This is a genomic window from Tepidibacter aestuarii (assembly GCF_934924865.1).
Classification (GTDB): domain Bacteria; phylum Bacillota; class Clostridia; order Peptostreptococcales; family Peptostreptococcaceae; genus Tepidibacter_A; species Tepidibacter_A aestuarii.
The window spans coordinates 1,088,671-1,110,210 of record NZ_OW235315.1 but is presented as its reverse complement, the minus strand read 5'-3'; the positions used below and the strand labels follow the sequence as shown (position 1 = coordinate 1,110,210).

The 21,540-nt window shown below is 29.7% G+C and carries 21 protein-coding genes; 2 read left to right on the top strand and 19 right to left on the bottom strand.

Features of this window, described 5'->3' with window-relative positions:
* Nucleotides 1-35: 35 nt before the first annotated feature.
* From M2214_RS05310 to M2214_RS05250, 13 genes are all read right to left on the bottom strand, one after another.
* The gene (locus tag M2214_RS05310) at nt 36-551 is read right to left on the bottom strand and encodes a stage III sporulation protein AB (RefSeq protein WP_248483532.1); all 516 of its coding nucleotides are present in this window, start codon (nt 549-551) and stop codon (nt 36-38) included.
* Nucleotides 544-1,515 (bottom strand): stage III sporulation protein AA, encoded by a 972-nt coding sequence (gene spoIIIAA / locus M2214_RS05305; RefSeq protein WP_248483530.1) that lies wholly within the window; start codon nt 1,513-1,515, stop codon nt 544-546. The genes M2214_RS05310 and spoIIIAA overlap by 8 nt, the downstream gene beginning before the upstream one ends.
* Before the next feature lie 102 nt (nt 1,516-1,617).
* Nucleotides 1,618-2,856 (bottom strand): beta-ketoacyl-ACP synthase II, encoded by a 1,239-nt coding sequence (gene fabF, locus M2214_RS05300; protein ID WP_248483528.1) that lies wholly within the window; start codon nt 2,854-2,856, stop codon nt 1,618-1,620.
* Between the two features lie 20 nt (nt 2,857-2,876).
* The gene (acpP, locus tag M2214_RS05295; protein ID WP_248483526.1) at nt 2,877-3,101 is read right to left on the bottom strand and encodes an acyl carrier protein; all 225 of its coding nucleotides are present in this window, start codon (nt 3,099-3,101) and stop codon (nt 2,877-2,879) included.
* A 40-nt stretch (nt 3,102-3,141) separates the two neighbouring features.
* A complete protein-coding gene (fabG, locus tag M2214_RS05290; RefSeq protein ID WP_248483524.1) occupies nt 3,142-3,891 on the bottom strand; it encodes a 3-oxoacyl-[acyl-carrier-protein] reductase in 750 nt (249 codons plus the stop codon).
* Nucleotides 3,891-4,844, bottom strand: coding sequence for an ACP S-malonyltransferase (gene fabD, locus M2214_RS05285; protein WP_248483522.1), 954 nt, complete (start codon nt 4,842-4,844; stop codon nt 3,891-3,893). The genes fabG and fabD overlap by 1 nt, the downstream gene beginning before the upstream one ends.
* An 11-nt stretch (nt 4,845-4,855) precedes the next feature.
* Nucleotides 4,856-5,785: an enoyl-[acyl-carrier-protein] reductase FabK gene (gene fabK / locus M2214_RS05280; protein WP_248483520.1), complete on the bottom strand. Its 930-nt coding sequence runs from the start codon at nt 5,783-5,785 to the stop codon at nt 4,856-4,858.
* Nucleotides 5,786-5,796: 11 nt separating this feature from the next.
* Complete coding sequence (locus M2214_RS05275; protein WP_248484774.1) at nt 5,797-6,732, bottom strand: beta-ketoacyl-ACP synthase III; 936 nt, start codon at nt 6,730-6,732, stop codon at nt 5,797-5,799.
* Nucleotides 6,733-6,784: 52 nt separating this feature from the next.
* On the bottom strand, nt 6,785-7,795 hold the full coding sequence (plsX, locus tag M2214_RS05270; protein ID WP_248483518.1) for a phosphate acyltransferase PlsX: 1,011 nt from the start codon (nt 7,793-7,795) through the stop codon (nt 6,785-6,787).
* Nucleotides 7,796-7,809: 14 nt separating this feature from the next.
* Nucleotides 7,810-8,367, bottom strand: coding sequence for a transcription factor FapR (gene fapR, locus M2214_RS05265; RefSeq protein WP_248483516.1), 558 nt, complete (start codon nt 8,365-8,367; stop codon nt 7,810-7,812).
* Between the two features lie 125 nt (nt 8,368-8,492).
* On the bottom strand, nt 8,493-8,669 hold the full coding sequence (rpmF, locus tag M2214_RS05260) for a 50S ribosomal protein L32 (RefSeq protein WP_099188088.1): 177 nt from the start codon (nt 8,667-8,669) through the stop codon (nt 8,493-8,495).
* A gap of 13 nt (nt 8,670-8,682) precedes the next feature.
* The gene (locus M2214_RS05255) at nt 8,683-9,195 is read right to left on the bottom strand and encodes a YceD family protein (protein WP_248483514.1); all 513 of its coding nucleotides are present in this window, start codon (nt 9,193-9,195) and stop codon (nt 8,683-8,685) included.
* A 122-nt stretch (nt 9,196-9,317) separates the two neighbouring features.
* On the bottom strand, nt 9,318-10,511 hold the full coding sequence (locus M2214_RS05250; RefSeq protein ID WP_248483512.1) for an acetate/propionate family kinase: 1,194 nt from the start codon (nt 10,509-10,511) through the stop codon (nt 9,318-9,320).
* A gap of 538 nt (nt 10,512-11,049) precedes the next feature.
* Here M2214_RS05250 and M2214_RS05245 point away from each other — a divergent pair.
* Nucleotides 11,050-12,318 carry a nucleotidyltransferase gene (locus M2214_RS05245; protein WP_248483510.1) on the top strand — a complete coding sequence of 423 codons (1,269 nt, stop codon included), beginning with the start codon at nt 11,050-11,052 and terminating at the stop codon, nt 12,316-12,318.
* Nucleotides 12,319-12,413: 95 nt separating this feature from the next.
* On the opposite strand, the gene M2214_RS05240 is transcribed toward M2214_RS05245, so the two are convergent.
* The 6 genes from M2214_RS05240 to M2214_RS05215 all read right to left on the bottom strand — a co-directional run bounded on the left by M2214_RS05240 (nt 12,414) and on the right by M2214_RS05215 (nt 20,138).
* Entirely contained in the window at nt 12,414-14,312 is a 1,899-nt protein-coding gene (locus M2214_RS05240) for an ABC-F family ATP-binding cassette domain-containing protein (RefSeq protein ID WP_248483508.1), read from the bottom strand.
* Between the two features lie 115 nt (nt 14,313-14,427).
* Nucleotides 14,428-15,258 (bottom strand): CvfB family protein, encoded by an 831-nt coding sequence (locus M2214_RS05235; protein WP_248483506.1) that lies wholly within the window; start codon nt 15,256-15,258, stop codon nt 14,428-14,430.
* 20 nt (nt 15,259-15,278) lie between these two features.
* Nucleotides 15,279-17,453, bottom strand: coding sequence for a DNA topoisomerase III (locus M2214_RS05230; protein ID WP_248483504.1), 2,175 nt, complete (start codon nt 17,451-17,453; stop codon nt 15,279-15,281).
* 188 nt (nt 17,454-17,641) lie between these two features.
* Nucleotides 17,642-18,730 (bottom strand): GerAB/ArcD/ProY family transporter, encoded by a 1,089-nt coding sequence (locus M2214_RS05225; protein ID WP_248483502.1) that lies wholly within the window; start codon nt 18,728-18,730, stop codon nt 17,642-17,644.
* A gap of 125 nt (nt 18,731-18,855) precedes the next feature.
* Entirely contained in the window at nt 18,856-19,464 is a 609-nt protein-coding gene (locus M2214_RS05220; protein ID WP_248483500.1) for a GAF domain-containing protein, read from the bottom strand.
* 215 nt (nt 19,465-19,679) lie between these two features.
* On the bottom strand, nt 19,680-20,138 hold the full coding sequence (locus tag M2214_RS05215; RefSeq protein ID WP_248483498.1) for a chemotaxis protein CheX: 459 nt from the start codon (nt 20,136-20,138) through the stop codon (nt 19,680-19,682).
* 185 nt (nt 20,139-20,323) lie between these two features.
* Between M2214_RS05215 and M2214_RS05210 the strand changes: the two genes are divergently transcribed.
* Complete coding sequence (locus M2214_RS05210) at nt 20,324-21,535, top strand: sporulation integral membrane protein YlbJ (protein WP_248483496.1); 1,212 nt, start codon at nt 20,324-20,326, stop codon at nt 21,533-21,535.
* Nucleotides 21,536-21,540: the final 5 nt, after the last annotated feature.

Here is a 21,540-nt window from a genome sequence, read left to right as displayed (position 1 = left end):
TTAAAATTTTTATTTATGATATATCTATTTAATATCTATAAAAATATTATCACCAATAAAAATCCCATGGTTAAGCTCAGTTTTTTATACAATATACCTTTTGTTTTAATTTCTAAAAATGCTTCTTTTTCATTTTTTTTCAGATTTTCAATGGCAAGATCTATTATTCTTTTTTGTGAATAGTAATCACTTTTTCCAAGATTATTTATTAAGTTAGTTATCTCATCTATTTCATTTATTCCAAGATTTGTTTTTTGAGTTATTATAGGAATTGACTCCTGAACTATATCATCTAAGCTTTTATTATTTTCTTTAAGTTTCAGACTCAACATTTCAAAGAAATGACTTATATCGAACTCTTTTTTATATCCTATTTTTTCAAATACTTCCTCTAATGTGTACAATCCAAATTCAAGTTGCATATTTAATACTTCAAGTACTTTTACAAGGTCTGATATATCGCTGTACTTTTTTTTAAACGACTTATAAATTTCCTCTCCTAATAAGAAAAAGCATATTAGTATAAATACAATAAGTACTATTTTAAGCAATGAATAACCACCTCTTTTCTTCTAGGTCGTATATCCGCTCTATTGTACCTGCACCTTTTTTACAAGATAGTACAATAACTCTTTTAAATAATTCTTTATCTAAAAGTGTATTTAACTCTTTTCTATTTCTAACGTCTTCTATTCCACTCCCGTGAACAGATGTTATAAGCGATACCCCTCCATTCAAAGCAGAGTATAGCGATTCTATTTCCTTAGTACTGCCTATTTCATCTGTAACTATTACGTTTGGAGACATGCTTCTCAGAACCATCATGATTCCCACATCTTTAGGACAAGACTCTATTGTATCAGTTCTTATCCCTACATCCTTTTGAGGTATTCCATGGTATGATCCACAGATTTCATTTCTCTCATCAATAACTGCAACCTTTACTCCTTTAAATTTGTGCTCATCCATGCCTGTACTTATATTTCTAACTATATCTCTTATAAGAGTTGTTTTCCCACACTGCGGAGGCGATATTATTAACGTATTGTATATTTCCTTTGAGTTTTTGATTATGTATTTAATTACATCTTTTGAACAATTCTTTATTTCTCTTGATACTCTTATATTTAAAGATGATATATGTTTTATATTTTTTATTTCATCTTTTTCTACAATAGCTTTTCCACCAATACCTACTCTATGTCCGCCTTTTATTGTTATAAACCCTTTTTTTATATCATCCAAGAATGAATGTATAGAATACTTACATATAAGCTGAAATGTGTGTTCTATATCCTCTCTTGTAGTTATATATCCATTGTGATCATTATCACAAAACTTATTAGTCTTTATATTAAAAAAATAATCCCTATTATCCAGGTTAACTATTAACGGTCGATTGACCCTAAGTCTTATTTCTTCTATATTACTTATAAATTCATAATCAGCACTTATGAAAAACCGCTTAATTTTTGGACTTAATGAATTTATAATTTCCTCAGAAAGTTTATTCATAAACTCGTCCTCCTCCCTATTTTTAAATAATATTATGTTAATAACAAAAATATGCATAAAAAAATTCGCATATGCAAATGCATACGCGAATTTTTTTATAGTTTATTCATATTTTTTAAATGCAAGTGTTCCATTGTGTCCACCAAACCCTAATGAATTAGTGATAGCACATTTAATGTCCTTTTGTCTTCCTTTTCCTACAACGTAATCAAGATCAAGCTCTGGATCTTGATTTTCAACGTTCATAGTCGGAGGTAAAAATCCTTCATTTATAGCTAATGAACATATTATAGCTTCAACAGCTCCAGCTGCTCCTAGTAAGTGCCCTGTCATAGACTTAGTTGATGATACAGCTAAGTCATATGCATGGTCCTTAAACAAAGATTTGATAGCTAAAGTTTCATTTCTATCGTTAAGAGGAGTACTAGTTCCATGAGCATTTATGTAATCTACATCCTCTAACTTAAGTCCTGCATCATTTATTGCCATTTCCATGGCTCTAGCAGCACCTTCTCCACCCTCTGCAGGAGCTGTTATATGGTATGCATCTGCTGTTGCTCCATATCCAACTACCTCAGCATATATTTTTGCATTTCTAGCTAAAGCATGCTCTAGTTCTTCTAATATTAGCATACCTGATCCTTCTCCCATTACAAATCCATCTCTATCTTTGTCAAATGGTCTTGATGCAGTTTTTGGATCATCATTTCTAGTTGACATTGCCTTCATTGTACAGAATCCAGAAACAGCAAGTGGAGTTATAGGACTCTCAGCTCCTCCTGAAACCATAATTTCAGCATCTCCTCTTTGAATAGCCTTAAAAGCGTCTCCTATAGCATGAGTAGCAGATGCACAAGCAGTAACAACACTTGTATTAGGCCCCTTAGCTCCAAGCATTATAGATACTTGACCTGCAGCAATATTTGTTATCATCATAGGTACGAAGAATGGACTTACTCTTTTAGGTCCTTTTTCCATAAGTCTTGTGTGCTGTTCTTCTAATGTCTCTATTCCACCTACTCCTGATCCTACTATAACTCCAAATCTATTTGCATCTATATTATCTATATCGATATTTGAATCTTCCATTGCCATTTTAGATGCAGCAACTGCGTATTGAGTGAATCTATCCATTCTTTTTGCTTCTTTTTTATCTATAAAATCAGAAGCATCAAAATCTTTAACCTCTCCTGCTATCTTAGTAGCAAAATCAGTAGTATCAAATCTAGTTATTTGATCTATTCCACAAACTCCATTTTTAATATTATTCCAGAATTTATCTATTCCTGTTCCAACAGGAGTTACACATCCTATACCCGTAACCACAACTCTTCTTTTCATATTAGTACCTCCAAAATTACTTATTTAGATTCGATATATTTTACTATATCTCCTATGCAAGTAAACTTTTCTGCTTCTTCATCTGGTATTTCTATTTCAAACTCATCTTCAAGAGCCATCATTATTTCAACTGCATCTAATGAATCTGCTTCTAAGTCTTTTATTAATGAAGTCTCTACTGTAATCTCATCTACATTGTCTACTCCTAATTGATCTGCTACTATATCTCTCACTTTTTCAAACATATTAAATACCTCCTAATTTTTTATTATATATTTTAATTTTTTATTGCATTACCATTCCACCATCGACATTTATAGTCTGACCTGTTACATACGAAGACATATCACTAGCTAAAAATGCTGCTACATTAGCTACATCTTCTGTTTGACCCATTTTTTTCATAGGTATACCACTTTCATAAGATGCTCTTACTTCATCCTTTAATACCTTAGTCATATCACTTTCTATAAATCCTGGAGCTATAGCATTTATAGTTATGTTTCTAGATGCAAGCTCTCTTGCTGTTGATTTTGTAAAACCTATAACCCCAGCTTTAGAAGCACAGTAATTTGCTTGACCTGCATTTCCCATAACTCCAACTACAGATGCCATATTTATTATTTTTCCATACTTTTGCTTCATCATAGGTCTAGTTACAGCCTTTGTGCAATTGAATACTCCTTTTAGATTTACCGCTATAACCTTATCAAAGTCTTCTTCTTTCATTTTCATTAAAAGCCCATCTCTAGTTATACCTGCATTATTTACTAATATATCTAATTTTCCGTATTCATTTATAACTTCGCTAACCATATTTTGAGAGTCTTCAAAATTAGATACATCGCACTTTACAATAAAGCATTTTACTCCCATAGTTTCTATTTCTTTTTTAACCTCAAGTGCAGATTCTTCTCTTGAAGTATAATTTATAGCAATATCAGCTCCTAATGAAGCAAACTTTATAGCTATTGATTTTCCTATACCTCTTGAGCCTCCAGTTATAAGAGCAACTCTACCTTTTAAATCGATCATTACTCTGCCTCCTTCATATCTTGTATAAACTTTTCTAAAGTAGCCGCATTTTCTACATTGTGGATATTTACTTTAACTTTTGATTTTTTAGATATTTTATTTATAAATCCTTTAAGAGTTTTACCAGGACCTATTTCAACAAAAGTATCAAATCCATCTTCTATAAGTTTTTCTATTGAATCTTCCCATAATACAGATGAACTCACTTGTTTCACCAAAGTATCTTTTATTTCATCTTTTTCAACATAATTTCCAGTAACATTAGTCACAACAGGTAGTTTTAAAGAATTTAAATGTATATTTTCAAGCTCTTTTTTCAAGTTTTCTCCAGCCTTATTTAACATAGAAGAGTGAAAAGGTGCACTTACGTTTAATATAACAGCTTTTTTAGCTCCTCTTTCTTTGCAAAGACTAGCAGCTTTTTCTACAGCTTTTATTTCTCCAGATATTACTATCTGCCCTGGACTATTAAAGTTAGCAGCCTCAACTATTCCTTCACTAGATACTTCATCTAATACATCCATCAGTATATCTCTATCAAGACCAAGTATCGCAGCCATAGTACCTACACCTTGAGGAACTGCTTCTTGCATATATTTACCTCTTTTTTTTACAAGCTTTACAGCCTCTTCAAAAGATAGTGCATCAGCCGCCACAAGAGCAGAATATTCTCCTAAAGAAAGTCCTGCACATGCATCGAATTTCACATCTAGTTCATCTTTTAACACTTCAAGTAGAGCTGTACTTAAAGTAAGTATTGCCGGTTGAGTATTTTCAGTTTTAGTAAGCTCTTCATCAGGACCTTCAAACATTATTGATTTTAAATTCATATGTAAAACTTCATCAGCTTTGTCAAATATTTTTGTTGAAACCTTATAATTTTCATATACATCCTTGCCCATCCCTACATATTGAGATCCTTGGCCTGGAAATACAAAAGCTATTTTACTCATATAAATACCTCCTAAAAGCTTAAGTTAGACATTATATCCTTAGCTTCATTCATCATATCTTCTATAATATCTTTACAAGATTTTATATTCTTCACCATAGCAGCACTCTGACCAGCCATTACAGAACCATTGTCTACATCTCCATCTATAACTGATTTTTTAAGTGCTCCTACTCCTTTTTCATCTATATAAGAAGAATCCATTCCTTCTTTTTCAAGCTTTATAAGCTCTTTCATAAGCTTATTCTTTAAAGCTCTAACAGGGTGTCCTGTGCTTCTACCTGCAACTAGTGCATCTCTATCCTTGGCATTTATAATAGCATTTTTATAGTTTTCATGTACTATACACTCTTCACTACATACAAATTTAGTTCCAACTTGAACAGCGTTAGCTCCTAGTGCAAATGCAGCTGCAATTCCTCTTCCATCAGCAATTCCACCTGCTCCAATAACAGGTATACTTACTTCATCTGCAACTTGAGGTATTAACACCATAGTTGTAAGTTCTCCTATATGTCCTCCAGCTTCAGTTCCTTCTACAACAACAGCATCCGCTCCATATCTCTCCATTCTTTTAGCAAGAGCTACAGATGGAACAACAGGAATAATCTTTGTTCCTATTGATTTTAATTTTTCCATATACTTAGCAGGATTTCCTGCTCCAGTAGTTATAACAGGTATTTTTTCTTCATATACGACTTCCATAACATCGTCTACAAACGGAGATAACAGCATTACATTAACTCCAAATGGTTTATCAGTAAGTTCTCTAGCTTTTTTAATTTCATTTCTTATAACATCAGCAGGAGCATTTCCAGCTGCGATAAGTCCAAGTCCTCCAGCATTAGATACGGCTGCAGCAAGCTCAGCTGTTGCTATCCATGCCATCCCCCCCTGAATTATAGGGTACTTTATTCCTAAAAGTTCACATACTCTATTCATATTTTCTCCTCCTAAATACTCCATTTAATAACACTCGAAGCCCAAGTAAGTCCTGCTCCAAATCCTACTAAAACTATCTTGTCACCTTTTTTTATATTCCCTTTTCTATATGCTTCATCAAGCGCTACAGGTATAGATGCAGCAGACATATTACCATATTCATGTAAATTAACATATATTTTTTCCATAGGCATTTTAAGTCTTTTTGCAGATGACTGTATTATTCTTATATTAGCTTGATGAGGTACTATATAATCTATATCCTCTTCATTTAATCCAGCTATTGCTATACTTTTCTTAGCCGAGTCAGCCATAACTCTAACTGCAAATTTAAACACTTCAGATCCTTCCATTTTTATGTAATGAAGTCTATCATTTAAAGTTTGCTCACTTGCAGGTATTCTAGAACCGCCTCCAGGCATTTTTAGACATTCTCCACTTGCTCCATCTGCTCCTAGATACGTGGATAAAATACCTTCATTTTCATCTACTTCCCCTAATATAGCAGCGCCTGCTCCATCTCCAAATAATACACAAGTATTTCTATCTGTCCAGTCTAAAATTTTAGATAAGGCTTCTGCACCTATTACAAGCACTTTTTTGTACATACCCGTTTCTATAAAGTTTTTTCCTACGCTTAATGCATATACAAACCCTGAGCAACCAGCTTCTAAGTCAAATGCCGATGCATTAATAGCTCCTATATTTTTTTGAACTATGCAAGCAGTCGATGGAAACGACATATCAGGAGTAACAGTTGCCACTATTATAAGATCAATCTCTTCCGCAGTTATTCCAGAGCTTTCCATAGCTTTTTTTGCAGCAAGAGTAGCAATATCTGAAGTAGCCATATCATCTTCAACTATTCTTCTCTTTTTTATACCAGTTCTTGAAGATATCCATTCATCAGTTGTATCTACTATTTTTTCCAAATCAGAATTAGTCATAATTTTTTCTGGAACATAGCTTCCTGTAGCTAATATTCCTGCTCTTTTTAATTTATTCAATCTGATCAACTCCTAATTTATCTATTTTAAACTTTATTTCATTAAGAACATTGCCGTTTGCAAAATGTATTCCTTGCTTTATTGCATTTTTTATAGCTTTAGAATTAGAGCTTCCATGTGCTTTTATAAGACCTCCATTTACTCCAAGCAGTGGTGCTCCTCCATATTCACTATAGTCGAGATTTTTCTTTAGTTGCTTAAGATCATTTTTTAAAAGCATAGCTCCTATCTTAGTCTTCATATTAGTTAGAAAAGTCTCTTTTAACATAGAAAATACAGACATAGCTACTCCTTCTGTAACCTTTAAAACAACATTTCCTGTAAAACCATCACATACTATAACATCTGTGTAGCCATAAGATATATCTCTTGCTTCTACATTCCCTATAAAATTTATATCTTCATTAGCTTTTAATAAGTCATAAGATTTTTTAGTTAACTCATTTCCTTTTCCTTCTTCTTGCCCCACATTAACTATAGCAACTTTTGGATTATCAAGATCTAATATTTTACTTGCATATACAGAACCCATAACTCCAAATTCTAGTAAGTTTCTAGGCTTACAGTCTGCATTTGCACCAGCATCTAATAGTATAGACATTCCTTCTTTATTAGGTAAGAAAGTACATAGTGCTGGTCTATCTATGCCCTTTACTCTACCAAGTACGAAAAGTCCTCCAGCTAAAAGCGCTCCAGTATTTCCAGCAGAAACTATAGCATCTGCTTTTCCTTCTTTAACTAAGTTAAGAGCTACTACCATAGATGAATCCTTCTTGCTTCTTATAGCCTTTACAGGTTTATCTTCATTTAATACTATTTCACTCGTGTGAATTATCTCCAATTTAGTTTTATCAAATTCATACTTGTTGAAATTTTCTTCCAATATATTTTTATCCCCTGTAGCTATTATGTCTATATTAAATTCCTTTATAGCATTTACTACTCCTTCAACTGTAGAATAAGGAGCATTGTCTCCTCCCATACAATCAACTACTATTTTCATATTCACCACTTCCTTTAGTTTATTTCATCGAATATGAACTTTCCTCTAAATACTTGTTCATGATTTTTATTATTTATTTTAACGTGTACATAATGTTTTCTATCTCTAACTCTTATCACTTCAGCTTTAGCTATTAATCTATCATTTGCTTTTATAGGATTTATATTCTTTATATTAGCAACTCCCATTAATACAACAGGTGCATCTACAACAGCCATAGCTAATGATTCAGCTTGAGCAAATACAAAATGTCCCTTAACTATATTAGTCTTAGAATAAACCATATGATCAGTCGTTTCAAGTATTGAAATACCTAAGCTTCCAACATCTAAATCTATTATTTCTCCAACTATTTCCTTACTTCCTATAGTTTTCACTTTATTTATATTATTTTCCGCAACAAGTTTTACTCTTTCTCTTAGTTCAGGTATTCCAAGTTTAAGCCTATCCAATCTTATAGTCTGTATACTAACACCAAAATAATCCGATAATTCTTCATCTGTATAAAAAGGGTCTTTTTTTAACATTTGCGAAAGTTCTGTTTGTCTTTCTTGTTTGCTTTTTCTTTTCACATTATCCACCCCTAAATTATATACTAATATTAGTACCAGCTACTAATATTAGTATATAATAATTAGTCATATAAATCAATAGAACAAAAATAAAAAGCATGTAGTTATAAACTACATGCTTTTTATTATTTAGCTACTACTTCTTTACCTTTATAGTATCCACAATCAGGGCATACTCTATGTGGTAATTTCGGCTCATGACACTGTGGGCAACTTACGAATCCAGTTGCTACCATCTTTGAGTTAGCTGCTCTTCTTGAGTCTCTCTTTGATCTTGATGTTTTACGCTTTGGTACTGCCATTTATCCCACCTCCTTAGTCATTTTTAAAAAAGTCTTTTAATTTAGAAAAACGGGGATCAGTAAATTCTTCGTCATTATGACAATTGCATTTTTCTTCATTTAAATTAGCTCCACATGAATGACAAAGACCTCTACATTCTTCATCACATGTTATTCTTTCTGGAACATTTAATATAAAAGTATTTTCAATTATATCTTTAAAATCTAATTCGTCCCCATTGCAAACAATAGTATCTTCATCTTCTAAAACACAATCTTCATCTTCAACTATAAAAGCTTTAACATCATCTTCTATGTTGACTTCAACATCTTTTAAGCATCTGCTACAAGAGTCTACAACAGAGAATTTAATATTACAATCCAGATAAAGCTGTTTGTCTATATTAGTTATTTCACCATTAACTTCAACAGGAGAAGTTAATCTATAGTTTTTACCACAACAACTAATATTATCAACTTTTTCAGAGAAATTCAAGTCTAAAACTTTTATTTCTCTTTTTATTAATCTAGATAAGTTTATCGTCATATTAATCACCTCAATAATACACTGCAAAATTTATTATACAAATGCTTAATTAGTTTGTCAAGTATTTTTACTTGATACATATTAAAAAGGTAGGTTAATACCTACCTTTTTAGTAAAGTAAATTATTTAACTAATTCAAGAGTGTCTCTTGCTATCATTAACTCTTCATTAGTAGGTACTATTAAAAGCTTAACCTTAGAGTCATCTGTACTTATAACTGTATCTTTTCCTCTAACATTATTCTTCTCTTTATCTATCTTCATTCCTAATCCTTCAAGTCCTTCACAGATTTGTTCTCTCATAGATATAGAGTTTTCTCCTATACCAGCAGTGAATAGAACTACATCTACTCCACCCATCTCAGCCATGTAAGAACCTATATATTTCTTAACTCTGTTGCAGTAAGCCTCTAATGCTACTTCAGCTTTTTCGTCTCCTTTAGATGCTGCACCTTCTATATCTCTAAAGTCACTAGATATTCCTGTCATTCCAAGAACACCTGATTTTTTATTCATTAATGTGTTTAAGCCTTTAGAATCTAATCCTTCTTTTTCCATTATAAATGGTACTATAGCTGGGTCCATATCTCCACATCTTGTTCCCATTATTAATCCTTCAAGAGGAGTGAATCCCATAGAAGTATCTTTACATACTCCACCGTCAACAGCAGCAATACTTGCTCCATTTCCTAAGTGACAAGTTATTATCTTTAAATCTTCTAAATTTTTACCAAGCATGTCAGCTGCTCTTTTAGATACATACTTATGAGATGTACCGTGGAATCCATATCTTCTAACTCCATACTTTTCATATAACTCGTATGGTAATCCATAAAGGTAAGATGATTTTGGCATTGTTTGGTGGAAAGCTGTATCAAATACTCCAACCATTGGTACTCCTGGTAATATCTCTTGACAAGCGTTTATTCCTATTAAGTTAGCCGGGTTGTGAAGAGGTGCAAGTTCAACACAATCTTCTATTCCTTTTTTAACTTCTGGAGTTATTACAACAGAAGTTGTAAATTTCTCTCCTCCGTGAACAACTCTGTGTCCAACAGCAGATATTTCTTTCATATCTTTAATTGCACCGTACTCTTCGTGTACTATAGAGTCAAGCACTATTTTTAAAGCATCTTTGTGATCTTTCATTGGTTGCTCAATAGATACTTTATCTTTACCTGTAGTTTGGTGCTTAACTACAGAGCCTTCAATTCCTATTCTCTCAGCTAATCCTATAGCCATAACACTTTCATTTTCCATGTTTATTAATTGGTACTTTAAAGAAGAACTACCACAGTTAATAACTAATATGTTCATATATTTGCTACCTCCTAATATTATTTTTTATTTTTATGTATGTGTATACATTACACAATAACCTTAACATAAACTAATATAGCATTTTTTATTTAAATTGTACACAACAATTAAGTCATTTAAATATTCAATAAAATGCAATACTTTTTAACATTCTACATTTTTTTCAATATTCCTTCTTTTTTTTGTTTTTTTTATGACAATCATTAATTTTTTTTAAAATCGATTCAACACAGCTTGTTGCAATTCATTGACAAGATAATTCATTCCATAAATTTATTTTATAACTCAAAATTTATAAAATAAATTTATTAAAATTTAAAATTTTCAATCATTTTTAAACAACCCAACTTGTTAGCACCCGTTAGTAACACGAGCTATTCATTAGTATGAAGACAATTTTTCATTTACATACATTAATATTTCTAAAAATGCAAAACTTAATTCATAGAAAGTGTAATTTCCATAAGTAAAAGTATATAGAAATCATACTTTCTATATTATATAATTTAATAATAACTTTAAAAAGGAGATATATATGAAAGTTTTAGGATTAATCGTTGAATATAACCCATTTCACAACGGCCATATGCACCATCTTTTAGAGTCAAAGAAAAAATCAGGTGCTACTCATACAGTAGCTATAATGAGCGGTCATTTTTTACAAAGAGGAGAACCTGCTTTATTTGATAAATGGACAAGGGCTAAAGCTGCTGTTGAATCAGGCGTTGATCTTGTAATAGAACTGCCTACATTATATGCAACTCAAAGTGCTGAATTTTTTAGCCATGGCGCCATATCTACATTAAACAGCACAAACTCAATAGACAGTATTTGTTTTGGAAGCGAAATAGGAGATATAGATATTTTGTATCAAATAAGCCAGATATTAGTTGATGAACCAGAAGAATTTAAACAACATCTTAAATATCATTTAAACGAAGGCCTACTATTCCCCACTGCAAGGTCTAAGGCTTTGTTTAAATACATAAGTAATAACAAAATATTAAATATAACTGAAAATAGTTTATACGAGGTTTTAAATAGTTCTAACAACATACTAGGAATTGAATACATAAAGAGTATAATCAAATTAAAGAGTTCCATAAAACCATATACTATACAAAGAATTAAATCAGAATATAACTCAACAGATATAAATAGTTCTATATGCAGCGCTACTGCTATAAGGCAATCTTTAAAATCTAATGAAAATCTAGAAGATTTAATAAATGTAGTTCCAAATACAACATACAAGCTTATGGAGTCTCAAATAGATAATAACTTCAATCCCGTATTTGATGATTACTTTTATAACATACTAATAGGTACTATATTAAGAGAAGAAAAAAATATAAATAAGTATTTTGACGTTAACGAAGGAATAGAAAACAAAATAATAAACTCTATAATGAATACATCATCACTTGATGAACTTCTTATGAGTGTGAAATCCAAAAGATATACCATGACTAAAATAAAAAGAATACTTACAAATATACTTCTTTCAATAAAAAAAGAAGATGTTATAAAAGCTAAAAATACAGATAATATTCCTTACATCAGAATACTAGCATTTAATGATAAAGGAAGAGAAATAATACGAAATATAAAAAAGAACTCAGATGTTACCATAATAAACAAACTAAGTTCAGTAAATATTAAAGATGAAAACCTAAAATTATTTTTAAATTACGATATAAAAAGTACAAATCTGTACAATATTATGTACTACAAAAACAGAAAAGACAAGATTAAAGGATATATGGATTATTACATATCCCCTATATACGTAAAGAAAACGTAAAATAGAGCTTATTAAAATATAAAATACCTAGATTTCGTACAAACGAAACCTAGGTATTTTAATCCTATTTATTTTTGGATTAAGGAATAAATTAATTATTGATTTTCTATTCTTTCAGCTAAATCATTCAAATATTCCCATCTCTCTAGTTTTTCTTCTAAAACAACCTCTAACTCTTCTTTTTGCTTAGTTAACTTTTGTAGCTTCTCAAAATCACTTCCACAACCATTTATAGACTCATCCACATTAGATATATCACTTTCTAATTTTTCAATAACTCCATCTATTTCTTCATATTCCTTTTGCTCTTTAAACGTAAACTTAAGTCTTGTATCTTTTTTCTTATACGAGTTCTTATCTTTCTTTTTAACAATTTCCTTAACTACCACTTCTTCATTTTGACTACAAAACTCCTTATAGTCTGAATAGTTTCCAACATAATGCTCTATCTTAGAATCACCTTTAAACGATAGTATTTTATTCACTACTCTATCAAGGAAGTATCTATCATGAGATACCGTTATAACACTTCCATCAAACTCATCTAAATAGTCTTCAAGTATTGTCAAAGTCTGAATATCCAAATCATTAGTAGGCTCATCTAAAATAAGCACATTTGGGGATTTCATAAGTACTCTAAGTAAGTATAATCTTCTCTTTTCTCCACCAGATAATTTAGATATTAACGACCATTGCGCATCTTTAGTAAATAAAAATCTTTCAAGCATAGTAGATGCACTTATATGTTTGTTATCAGCCGTATACATGCACTCTGCTTCTTCTTTTATATACTCTATAACTCTTAGATTTTCGTCCATATGTTCATTTTCTTGAGAAAAATATCCAATCTTAACAGTAGTCCCTATGTCTATATTTCCAATATCAGGTTTTATATTTCCAACAATCATATTTATAAGAGTTGATTTTCCACATCCATTGTTACCAATTATACCAACTCTATCACCTTTAGATATTGTGTACTCAAAATCACTAAGTATCTTCTTAGAACCAAAACTCTTTGATATATTATTTATCTCTATTACTTTTTTACCAAGCCTTGAACTACCGACAAATACATCTATGCTGTTATCATTCACTTCAAGCTTGTCCTCTTTCAACTGCTCAAACCTGTCTATTCTAGCCTTTTGCTTAGTACTTCTAGCTCTAGCACCTCTTCTTATCCACTCTAACTCTTTTCTATAAATACTTTTTCTTTTTCTCTCAGATGCAATTAAGCTTTCTTCTCTTTCTTGTTTTAACTCTAAAAACTTACTATAATTTCCTAAATAAGAATATAACTTACCTTTATCAACCTCTATTATCTTATTTACAACTCTATCTAAGAAATACCTATCATGAGTTATCATAATAAGAGATCCTTTTCTATTATTTAAATATTCTTCAAGCCATATTATAGTATCATTATCCATATGGTTAGTAGGCTCATCTAGTATAAGAAGATCACATGGATTTATAAGCGCACTTGCAAGCGCTATTCTCTTCTTCTGTCCACCAGATAAACTATTTATCTTATCATCAAAATTAGATATCCCTAGCTTTGTAAGTATGCTCTTTGCTTCACTTTCAAGCTGCCATGCATTCATAGTGTCCATTTGTTGATTTAAATTTAAAAGCTTAGTTTGCAAATTATTATCTTCTGAATTTTGACTTAACTTTTCAAGTGTATATTCATATTCACTTATAAGCTTCATAACAGGAGATGTTCCTTTGAAAACCTGCTCTATTACAGTTAAATCTCCATCGAAATCTGGATTTTGTGGTAAATATTCTATATTCGCATTTCTGGCCTTTGTTATCTTTCCACTATCATAAGTTTCAACCTCAGCTATTATTTTTAGAAGCGTAGACTTTCCTGTTCCATTTATCCCTAGAACCCCTATTTTTTCTCCTTCATGTATTCCAAGAGAAACATCCTCCAGTAAAATTTTTTCAGAATAGCTTTTAGATATATTTTCTATAGTTATTATATTCATAATCAATCATCCCTTTATTAGCAATAATATATTGTATTATAACATATTAATTTTATAATTTCTTCATAAACAAAAAGAATCCTGTTATATTATACAACAGGATTTTTACTCTAATTTACTTTTTTAAATATGTAGCTTCACTAGTAAGTTTTACTAAACCATCCTTATAAAGCCCTCCTAGAGCTTTTTTAAACATTCCTTTACTCATTTCTAAGCTGTTTTTTATATGCTCAGGAGACGATTTATCAGTTAAGTATAAAACTCCATCGTATTTTTCTAACTCCTCTAGTATTCTAGTCTTAGCATCATCTATTTCCTTATTTATTTTTTTTCTAATAGTAACATCTATTTTTTTATCTTCTCTAATTTTTTTCACACAACCCTTTGTAACTTCTCCAACCTTTAAGTTTTTATATACCTCATTAGCGTATAAAAGTCCAAAGTACTTTCCGTTTATTATAACTTTTATTCCCATATCTGTAAATTCATATATCATCATATCTACTTCTTGACCTTCTACAAGATCTACATCTTCGTCTTCTATGAATTTATTTATCTTTTGACTTGCTATTATCCTATTGCTCACATCATCTTTATATATACTCACAATATACTTTCTATTTTTCTTCATCTTTTCTTTTTGTTGATTATACGGAACTAATAACTCTTTCTCAAGTCCCCAATCTAGAAACGCTCCATATTGGTTAACGTCCTTAACTTCTAAAAAAGCTATATCTCCTACCTTAGCCTTTGGAATCAATGTAGTAGCTACATATCTATCTTCAGAATCCTTGTATACGAATACGTTTATACTATCTCCAACATCGACATTATCCGGAACATATTTTTTAGGAAGTAGAATTTCTCCAACCTCAGAATCTAAGAATAATCCAAAATCTCTTTCTTTTACTATTTCTAATTCATTAAAATCTCCTAATTTAAACATTCATTTTCTCCTTTGTAATATTATTTCTTAAATTTGGCCAAGGCTTCTGCTAATGCAGAGTTTAAACCTTGCTCATTTTCTTTTTTCTGTTTTTTTAAATATTTATTCACATCTTTTTTGTTTACCTTCTTACCTTGTGATTTTTTTCTCTCATTGAATTTAGATAATTTTTCCCTATGTCCACACTTGCATACAAATACCTTACCTTCACCTTGACCTTTAAGCTCTAATTTTTTAAAGCAGTTAGGACACCTTGCGTTAGTTTTCTTAGATATATTTTGTCTATATCCGCATTCTCTATCCTGACATATTAATTTTTTTCCATGTTTTGAGTTGACCTCTAGCATATATTTTCCACATTCAGGGCACTTATTTCTAGTTATATTTTCGTGTTTAAATTTTTGGTCGCTATTTTTTATATCTTTTACTATAATATCTGTATAATTTCTCATTTCATTAGTGAAATCATCTTTTCTTAATATCCCTTTGCTTATAAGGGCTAATTTTTGTTCCCATTTAGCAGTTAATAATGGCGATTTCAAATCATCAGGAACAAGATCTAAAAGTTGCTCCCCCTTTGGTGTTATATATATATACCTACCTTTTTTTTCGATTAAAAAATTACTATATAATTTTTCTATAATATCTGCTCTTGTAGCTACAGTCCCTAGGCCGCCTGTCTCTTGTATAGTTTTTATCAATTCCTTATTTTCATCAGACATATACCTTTTTGGGTTTTCCATAGCAATAAGTAGACTTCCCTCATCAAATCTAGAAGGAGGATTTGTCTGACCTTTAGTTTGATATATATTAGATACATCAAACTCATCACCTGCATTTAAATCTTTTAAAAAGTCATTAACTATATTATCATCGGATTCTATCTCTTCATATACCTGTTTCCATCCTAATGATAATACTTTCTTAGTTTTAGTTGTAAATACTTCCTGTCCTATTTCAATTTTTATAGTTATACTTTCATATTCAAAAGGCTTATTAAGCACTGCTAAAAATCGTTTTACAACCAAATCGTATATTTTAAACTCCTTATCACTGAGTGAAGAAAAACCACTAGACTCTTCTGTTGGTATAATAGCATGATGATCAGAAACCTTAGAGTCATCTACAAATGTTTTATTAGCTTTAATTTCTTTTTTCAAAATACCAAAAGCTATTTTGGAATATTCTCCAACTCTACAGGCCATAACTCTATCTTTTAAAGTATCTACTATGTCTTCTGATATATACCTTGAATCTGTTCTTGGATATGTTAGCAATTTATTGTGTTCATATAATTTTTGCATTATAGATAATGTTTCTTTAGCTGAATAAGAATAAATCTTATTAGCATCCGCCTGAAGATCAGTTAAATTATAAAGGCTTGGAGCAAATGATTTTTTTCTTTTCTTTATTACATCTATAACCCTAGCTTTTTTGTTATTTAATACATTTATTACATTATCACATTTTGCTTTATTGAAAGTATTAGTGTTTTTTGTTTTACTATCCTGCCATACAAATTCAACATCGTTTATAAAAGCTTTTATTCCATAAAAATCCTTAGGTTTGAAGGTTTTTATGTCATTTTCTCTCTTTGCTATCATAAAAAGTGTAGGGGTTTGAACTCTTCCGCAAGAAAGAGATGAATTATATTTACATGTTAATGCTCTAGTTGCATTAATTCCTACAAGCCAATCTGATTCAGCACGTGCAGTTGCACTTTTATATAAATTTTCATAATCTTTTCCTGGTTTTAAATTATTAAAACCATCTTTTATAGCTTTATCTGTAACAGATGATATCCATAATCTTTTTATGCTCTTTTTAACGTGTGCTTTTTCTATTATCCATCTTGCTACAAGCTCCCCTTCACGTCCTGCATCAGTGGCAATTACTATTTCCCCAACATCATTTCTGTTCATTAGCCTTTTTACATTGCTGAACTGTTTATGAGTTTTATTTATAGTAACTAACTTTAATTTATTAGGAAGCATAGGTAAATCTTCTATTTTCCAAGACTTATATTTTTCATTATAATTTTCAGGAGCTGCTAATGTAACTAAATGCCCAAAAGCCCATGTTACAATATATTTTTCACCTTCTATGTATCCATTTTTTTCTGATTTGCAATTTAAAACTTTAGCTATATCTTTTCCCACTGAGGGTTTTTCAGCTAAAACTAATATTTTTTTCATAATGCTATTCCTTTCCCAATTTATATCATATATTATATAAAAAATTCGTCTAGTCTCTCCGCACTTACTCATGTCTCCAACGATCCCTAATGGTATTCGTTGCTCAAAAATAATTTCAAATGTAACTCTTCAATCAATGTTATTCACAGGTTCAAAATTCTATAATTTCCTACTCATTATAAAAAAGACTATGAAACATAGTCTTTTTTATAAATTATTTCAATACTTATCCATATAAAAATAGGCAGTATTCCCTGAAATAAAAACGAATAGTAAGGCCATATATTAAACAGCCAATAAAAATTATCTTGTACATTTTTATGTAAAATGTTAGTCATATTAATTATAATCAGACACGATAAAGTATTTATAAAACTATAATCTTCAAAATTAAAAATCTTACCAATACCTTTTGTAATGCATAACAGATATATACTTGCTTTTAGAAATACTCCTAATGTATATATAATTGCAGATAAACTCTCAAATCGTTGAATAAAATTTCCTATATTAATTCTAGCAAACGCATCATAAGAAGAAAAATATGCAGAACTTATAACATCAGGACCCGAAACAAAAAGCCCAGCAACAGAATTTATCCATATAAGAAATGAAGCTACCGCTAAACTTATAATGTATATTTTCCAAGGTGATGCATTTTTTTCAAAGCCAGAGCAGTACATAGTGAATACTATTATTTGTGCAAATGGAAATGAAATAACTCCAAACATAGACTTTATAATAGGATTTATACCGTTATAAAGCACTGGAAATAGATTATCTACATTCATATTAGGAATCATTAAAAATATACCTAAGAATATGCTCAGTATAAAAATAACCAAAAAAAACTTAGCCCAATTTGCTAGTATTTCATTTTCATATCTGGTTACCCAATTACATAATAGCATAAGTATTATTATCATTACTATCTTAGGTGTTTCAGGAAGCGCAACTATATTAACAAAAAAAGCATAATCTAATACAATATATAATTCTGTATGAATACAGTAGATTATATATATAAATATCATTAATTTCCCAAAAAATTTTCCGTAACACATTATAAAAATATCATACAAATCTTTCCCAGGAAATAAATCACATAGCCTTGCACATATCATAGCTAATGGTAAAGTAATCAAAAAACCTAGAATTATACTAATCCATAGATCATTTTTAGCACCTGCACCAGTTATTATATTTGTAGATGTAGCTATTAAAAACAATATAATTATAAATGTACTTTGTTTTTCAGATAAAATATCCTTATTCAAAATTTTCTTCCTCCAGTTTATTAGAATACTTAAATTCACATTAACCTATTTGTTATTAATTTTGCCCTTAATTACAAGTTGGTATTCATCTGTGAATCTCATTTTCTATATAAACTGCCTGTTACCTATTTTATATCATACTTTTTTATTTTTCTATAAAGCGTAGCTATTCCTATATTTAAAGCATCTGCTGTTTTTTTCATTCCATCTGTAGTATTCCCATATTTTTTTATAGCTTTTAAAATCTCTTTTTTTTCTAATTCTTCAAAAGAACTTATTTTATCATTAATATGGTCAATATCATCCATGGCCTTAAGCTTTAAAGACATCAAATCAGCTATATTAGATATAAAAAGCATTAGTTCACTCTTTTTTAAAAGCATCATATCTCTTTGCTTTTCATCAAAAGCTACAAGCCCTACTACACCTATTACTGTATCATTAATTTGAATAGGACAACATATATCTGCAATTTCTTTACAATAATGTCTTTGATTACACTGTGCACATTTTTCACTATCATATTTTTCATTCATAGTATAAGTCTCTCCCGTTTCTAAAACGTGAGAGTATATGGAATTTCTATCTATACTAGTTCCAATTTTTTGTTTGAATTCTCCAGTTCCAGCTATTCTAACCAAATTAGAGTCAACTAAAGTAACCTCAACATTTAGTAACTTCGATATATTTTCACAAGTTTTTTGTATATCTTCATTTACTTTTGTTAACCTCACATCCATAACCTCTTTCTATTTTTTTATTTCAAATGTTAAATTAACTTATTAAATATATTTTTTAAAATTATATCATACTATTTATGAAAAAGTCTTTACTTTTATATATATAATAGCAAATTAGTTATTTAATTAATGTTATCTACAGATTTAAAGTCATATAATACTTTAGTAAATAAGAAAACACCTAACAATTTATGTTAGCTGTTTTTTATTTATTCAAAGGCAATATTAACTTTAATAGATATATCATCTACTAAAACTTCGCTAGATATTATTTTATCAGTATTCGTTTTAACTTCAAAGTCCCTTCCATGAGTCAATGTAGGTGTAGATATATTAGTATTTATTCCTTCTTTTTCAAGTTTTATACTGGCTTTTGCCGTAAGCATATTAGATAATTCAGATATAGCACTTTGAGCCATATTGTCAAATTCCAAAACTGGCATTCCCATCATCATTTTAGAAGCTACCTTTTTTGCATCATCTTCACTCATATTATAAATTACGTTTCCCTTTATATCTCCTACGACGCCTAAATTTAACATTACACCGTCTACCTTAATACTACTTTCTTTTATAAAAACATCTTTTTTTTCTATATTACTAAATCCTAACTGAGGCATTATGTCTAAAACCGAATTTAAAAAATGATTTATAATTTTTGAACTCATCTATTGTCACCTCTTTAAAAAAATGTATTTACATATATTTATATCCTTTTTTAATTATACCATACTTCATTAATGAAACGACTATTTTTTGACAAAATTATCTTAATTTAAACTCTATTTTAAATTCATAGATAAACAAATACTTTAATATAATTATCTTAGATTAATATTTTGGAGGCGTTTATATGAAAAATTCAAGATTGCTAAGATCTGTACTCCCCGGAATAATAGTTCTATCTTTTATACTAAGTATAGCTATATTTCCTCACGAGTCTATAGAGTCTGCACGAGTAGGAATGAATATATGTACTAATATATTAATTCCATCACTTCTCCCTTTTTTAATAGGGGCTAATCTATTGATAAATTTAAAAATTATAGATATTATGGGCGTATTTTTAGAAAAACCGTCTAGAATACTATTTAATGTACCAGGCAAAAGTTCATTGATATTTGTTATATCTATACTTTCTGGATACCCCATAGGCTCAAAGCTTACATCAAATCTTAGACAAAACAATGAAATATCTAAAATAGAAGCTCAAAGATTAGCCTCATTTTGTTCTACATCAGGGCCCTTATTCATGGTGGGATCCGTTGGAATAGGTATGTTTAATAATTCTAAAATAGGCTACTTCATACTCTTATGTCACTATATCGGAGCATTGAGCGTCGGTATGCTATTTAGATTTTACAACACTTCATCAGATATTAATCATTGTAATAACAACATGAGTATACTGACTAGATTAAAAAAAATAATATTTTATGAAAAGGAAGAAAAGGGATTTTATTCTATATTCGGAGATTCAGTTAGAAATGGAATAAATACAATACTAGTAGTATGTGGATTTGTTATAGTATTTTCTGTATTATTCAAAATACTTACTTTGTTGAAATTCATAAATTTTATAAGTTCTATATTATTTGTATTACTTCGTCCATTTGATATATCAATTGAAATTATTCAAGCATTTATAAGTGGACTATTCGAGATAACAATAGGATGCAACAATGTATCATTAGTTAGTGGACCTTCTTTAATATTTAAAATATCTCTTTGTACATTTATAATATCTTTTAGTGGAATATCAATACTTGCTCAATGTTGTAACTTTTTATCTCACTCAGATATAAATATACCGATTTATATCTTTAGTAAATTTTTACATGGTATTAATTCATTTCTATTTTGTTATATCCTTTACCCTATATTCAAAAACAGTTTAGATATACAAACTTTTAATAATTCTATTTATTATGATATATATGTTGATAAAATATTTAATAATATGCCTTTTAATAATAATTTATTTTTCGCATTTATTTTAATAGTATATATACTTTCATATGCTAATGATAGATATTCAAAATCAAGTAAAAAATCTTTATTTTAAAAATG